At 41.0% G+C, this 5,122-nt stretch carries 4 protein-coding genes and 1 pseudogene; 3 read left to right on the top strand and 2 right to left on the bottom strand.

The features are described from left to right. Window positions 1-28: 28 nt before the first annotated feature. Together B4J23_RS02280 and hemE are read right to left on the bottom strand one after the other, a co-directional pair. Window positions 29-325, bottom strand: a pseudogene (locus B4J23_RS02280) (DUF817 family protein); the annotation flags it as partial. Window positions 326-335: 10 nt separating this feature from the next. Further along, window positions 336-1,406, bottom strand: a complete 1,071-nt coding sequence (gene hemE, locus B4J23_RS02275; protein WP_125278919.1) for a uroporphyrinogen decarboxylase — start codon at window positions 1,404-1,406, stop codon at window positions 336-338. A 206-nt stretch (window positions 1,407-1,612) separates the two neighbouring features. Here hemE and B4J23_RS02270 point away from each other — a divergent pair, with 206 nt between their 5' ends. From B4J23_RS02270 to B4J23_RS02260, 3 genes are all read left to right on the top strand, one after another. Continuing rightward, entirely contained in the window at window positions 1,613-2,830 is a 1,218-nt protein-coding gene (locus B4J23_RS02270; RefSeq protein ID WP_004782794.1) for a L,D-transpeptidase family protein, read from the top strand. A 163-nt stretch (window positions 2,831-2,993) separates the two neighbouring features. After that, window positions 2,994-3,692, top strand: coding sequence for a pirin family protein (locus tag B4J23_RS02265; protein WP_125278920.1), 699 nt, complete (start codon window positions 2,994-2,996; stop codon window positions 3,690-3,692). A gap of 305 nt (window positions 3,693-3,997) precedes the next feature. Next, window positions 3,998-4,978: a methyltransferase gene (locus tag B4J23_RS02260; RefSeq protein WP_125278921.1), complete on the top strand. Its 981-nt coding sequence runs from the start codon at window positions 3,998-4,000 to the stop codon at window positions 4,976-4,978. Window positions 4,979-5,122: the final 144 nt, after the last annotated feature.

Genomic DNA, 5,122 nt, shown 5'->3' with positions numbered 1-5,122 from the left:
ACAGTCAGTATTTTAAAATTGCAGGTTGCGGATATTGCCAGGATGCAATCGCCGGATGGGTCAGGAAAATTTCCATGACCATCGCCATGATATGGAACAAGGCAATCACCTTGGCTTCGGCCCAGGATTCCAGTTTGGTATAGAGCAATACCACCTGAATCAGTAAAGCGAAAAATAATAGATAGTCATAGCGGTAGAAACCGTAAAATAGTTCACTACCCATCGATGCGGTTTGTGCAAAAGCAAGCAGGAGCAGAATCCCAAATAAGGCAGCCGAAGCTGCCTTATAGGTAAATTCAAACCCTGATTTAAAAAAGTCGATCAAGGTTTACATCCTAAAGATATTTAGCGCTGTACTCATGTACGGTATCAATAAATACTTTAGGATTGGCTGGATCCACCCATTGGGTAATGCCATGACCTAAGTTGGCTACATAACCGGTTGTTTCACCGTTGGCATAGGCATCATCCAGCATCAGCTTGGTCGCTTTAGCAATCGCGTCCGGAGTGCCATATAAAGTTGCCGGATCCAGGTTGCCTTGTAACGCAGCACGACCTGCAACAGTCTTGCGTGCAACATCGAGCGGTGTGGTCCAGTCCAGACCAAAAGCATCTGCACCGGTCGCAACCATTGGCTCTAGCCATTGACCGCCACCTTTGGTAAACAGAATTACTGGAATCTTGCGACCGTCTTTTTCACGTTGCAAACCTGCCACAATTTTCTGCATATAATTGAGTGAAAATTCAATATATTCACGATGCGAAAGTGCCCCACCCCAGCTATCAAAGATCTGCACCGCCTGAGCACCGGCATCAATCTGTGCATTTAGATATTCGGTCACAGCATCTGCTAAACGCTCTAATAAAGCATGCAGAACTTCTGGCTGTGCGTACATCATGTTTTTAGTGAAGCGGAAATCTTTACTCGAACCCCCTTCAACCATATACGTCGCCAAGGTCCACGGGCTGCCGGAGAAGCCGATCAATGGTACTTGCTCACCCAAAGCCGAACGAATGGTCGACACCGCATTCATTACATAATCAAGGTCAGACTTGGCATTAAATTTGGGTAAATTAGCCACATCCTGTTCAGTCCGCACAGTTTTGTGGAATTTCGGACCTTCACCTGCTTCAAAATAAAGACCCAGACCTAAAGCATCCGGAACAGTCAGAATGTCCGAAAATAAAATGGCCGCATCCAGCTCATAACGGCGTAAAGGCTGCAAAGTCACTTCACAGGCAAATTCAGTATTTTTGCAAAGAGAAAGGAAATCCCCTGCTTTGGCACGTGTTTCTCGATATTCTGGTAAATAACGGCCTGCCTGACGCATCATCCATACAGGGGTAGTATCTACAGGTTCACGTAACAATGCGCGTAGAAAACGATCATTTTTTAAGGTCGTCATTCACTTTCCTATCTATCTTTGATATTGCCCACATCATAACAAAATGACTGCATTTTGAATAACTTCTCATGACTTTAAAAACCGATCATGTTAAGTGATCAAATGTGAGGAATTACACAAAAGAACTACTGCATCTCCACATTTTTTCTGTAATACTTATAGTGTTTTTTCACATAGTTAACGAAATATTTTTAAGGTTGAGTTACATGTTCGTTCGCACAATGCTCGCTGTGAGTCTAGGTTGCATTTTCGCAGGTACTGTTTTCGCTGCGTCTAATGCTGAACAACCATTAAACCCCCAAGTTGTCACTGATGTTGCGGTTCAGGATCCGATTGATCCTTTAGCGACTGAAGCTTCGGCAGCACAAGCAGAAACTCGAATTAGTGCTCAAGAACAACAAGATCTGAAGAAAGCTTCTGAAGCATTAGATGTATTACAAGATACTGAAGACCAGACTGCCAATATCGGTGCTGCTCCAACCACGACTAAAGCACCGACAAATTCTGCTGCTGCGAAAGCATCTTGGACTTTAGACGGCCTTAATAATGCAAGCTGGTATGAAGATATTGGTAAAGGCCAATTTCCGGTATATGCACGTGCGCATGTCATGTTGAATAATGCCCATGCTTCTCCAGGTGCGATTGACGGTACTAGCGGTAAAAATACCTTGAAAGCGATCGCATCTTTCCAGCAAATGAATGGCATTAAACCAACAGGTACGTTGACTCAGGAAACTTGGGATGCCCTATTGGCTAAACAGGGTTCTAAGCCTGCTTTTGTTGAATACACCATCACTGAAGAAGACCTGAAAGGTCCTTATGCCGAGTCTATTCCTTCTGACTATGCCTTACAGGCAAAAATGAAAGGTCTGTATTACACTCGCGTAACTGAAATGCTGGGTGAAAAATTCCATATGGATGAAGACTTTTTGAAAAAGTTAAATCCAAAAGCTACCTTTAAGAAAGCTGGGGAAAAGCTGATTGTTGCCAATATCCGCAATGAAGTTCCTGAAGATATTCATTTAATTGTGGCGCATAAAGGTGCTAAGCAGCTTTATCTGTTCAATAGCCGCAACCAGATGATCGCTTCTTTCCCTGCAACGATTGGTAGTTCAAGTACTCCATCGCCAACAGGAACTTATAAGGTGACTGGCGTAGCGAAAAACCCATGGTATAGCTACTCGCCATCTAACTTCGTTCAGGGCAATAACAAGAAACCACTTTCTTTACCACCTGGTCCAAACGGTCCTGTAGGTAATATCTGGATCGGTTTAAGCAAAAAATCATTTGGTATTCACGGTACGCCAAATCCATCTGCAATCTCTAAAACTGCGTCACATGGTTGTATCCGTCTGACTAACTGGGATGCGAATGATTTAGGCCGTAAAGTGAAATCAGGCGTAACTGTCCGTTTCCTTGAATAATCTTTATTTAAATACCTAAGCCCGCTTACGAGTGGGCTTTTTTATACCTGCTTTCTCTTATATCGTTGCAAAAATGCAATGATCTGTCGCCTGTTTATAATTTTTTAAGAATTAAAACAACGTTATGATGATCTCAAGTTAAAAATTAAAGTGAGATAAATTCATGAAAGCTTTTCTACATCCAAGTGAAAATCGTGGTCATGTAAAAATGGGCTGGCTGGAGTCTAAACATAGCTTCTCATTTGGCAACTGGTACAATCCGAACTATATGGGCGTGAGTGCATTACGCGTTATTAATGATGATATGATTGATGCACATCAGGGCTTTGGTACCCATCCGCATGACAATATGGAAATCCTGACCTGTGTACTAAAAGGTACGATTACCCATCAGGACAGTATGGGCAATCATGGCGGCATTGCCGCAGGTGAATGGCAACTGATGAGTGCTGGAACCGGTGTACGTCATAGTGAAATGAACCAGGGTGATGAACAGGTGCATCTCCTGCAAATCTGGATCATTCCGAATGAACGCGATGCTCAGCCGAATTATCAGCAAATTCGTCTGGATGCAAAAGAGCAACCGAATCAATGGCATTTAATCTGTGGACCAAATAACAATGCACCCATGCACATTCGTCAAAATGCAGAAGTCAAAACCGCAGTGATCCATAAAGGCCAAAGTCTGGACATCAAAGCGACTCAGCATATCAATTATGTACATGTGATTTCTGGCTCAGTACAAATTGCAGAATATACAGTTGAAGCTGGTGGTGCGATTGCCTTTATGGATGAGGCAGAAATTAAGGCGATTGAAGATGCACAAGTGATCTGGTTTGATTTACCAGAAGCTGCTCATTAAAACTTCTATTTATATTCAGTCTATGCCGACTCATCATTTTGATCAGTCGGCATTTTTATGGAAAACATATAAAAATAAAAGTGATTCATTCTTTATAAGGATTTGAACTTCAAAATACCGCTATACAAATTAAACCAATTCACATCAGTTTTTTACCGAACAACAGCAAATTTTGGGCGAAGATTGAGCTGATCCATTTTGATTGGATCAATATAGCGAATGGCTGTTCTGGTCATTATCTTGTATAGATTAAACAGGTGTATGCACCTTTTCATTTATTCTGAATAAACCGAAGAGCACATCTAATGAACCAGATTTTAGAAATCCAAAGCAGCCAGCAACAAGCTCTGCACTTTCTATTAAATTTTTTAAAACAACAGCAATATCAGTTTACCGCCATTACCCCACTTTCTCATCAACGGATTCTGGATCGCAAAAGAAGCGAAAAAAATAAACAGAAAACCCTACAGGATATCTTTGGCTGGAATCTGGAATTTACAATTACTGATCTTGATCCTGTTCTTTTTTCGTTATTGTTAGAACATCAGCTTCTAGAAGTTCAGGATAATACATATAAAAGTCTGATCAGAGTCGCTTCACTTGAAGACGAATTATTTATTCATTCAGCCTTTCCTACGACCCAACAGGACGCTGTTTTTTTTGGTCCTGATACTTACCGTTTTGCCTATCATTTAAAGCAGTATTTATCTTTCCAGGCCAATTCTTTTAAACGGGCGGCTGAAATATGCTGTGGCACTTCTGCTGCTGCAATTCATATAGCTAAACATTTTCCAGATCATAAGGAAATCTTTGTCGCAGATCTGAATCCGAAAGCCCTTCTCTATAGCCAAATTAATATCGACTTTTCAGGTTTTGATACGATTCATCCTGTGCAAAGTAATTTATTTTCTGGTCTTGAAGGTCAGTTTGACCTGATTTTTGCCAATCCTCCTTATTTAATTGATCCAGATCAACGGCAATACCGTCATGGAGGCAATGAACTGGATGGCAATGAATTGTCTTTTAAGATTATCAAACAGGGTTTACAGCGACTCAATCCTAATGGACGTCTATTTTTATATACTGGCGTCACTATTTGTCAGGATGGCAATCGCTTCTTGCAGCATCTGGAAGCTTTGATGAAGCAGCACCAAAATATTGACTGGTCTTATGAGGAAATTGATCCGGATATTTTTGGTGAAGAGTTAGAACAATCGGCTTATCAACATGTAGAAAGAATCGCGCTGGCCCTACTTAAGTTCGAAGTCAAAACTGATAGAACATGAAATTTCAGCTGGGATTGAGGCCATCTTTAAACTGCGGCCTAATTAAAACAAATAAAAATTAACTCAACCCGCATCACATTTAAGATTATTTATTATTAAAAATTATATACTTAAATTAAATATTAGTTCTATTGTATCGACACT

The organism is Acinetobacter sp. UBA3025, assembly GCF_002367915.1.
Taxonomy (GTDB): domain Bacteria; phylum Pseudomonadota; class Gammaproteobacteria; order Pseudomonadales; family Moraxellaceae; genus Acinetobacter.
Note: the sequence above shows the minus strand (reverse complement) of the source record. Positions and strands in the feature narration are given on the sequence as shown.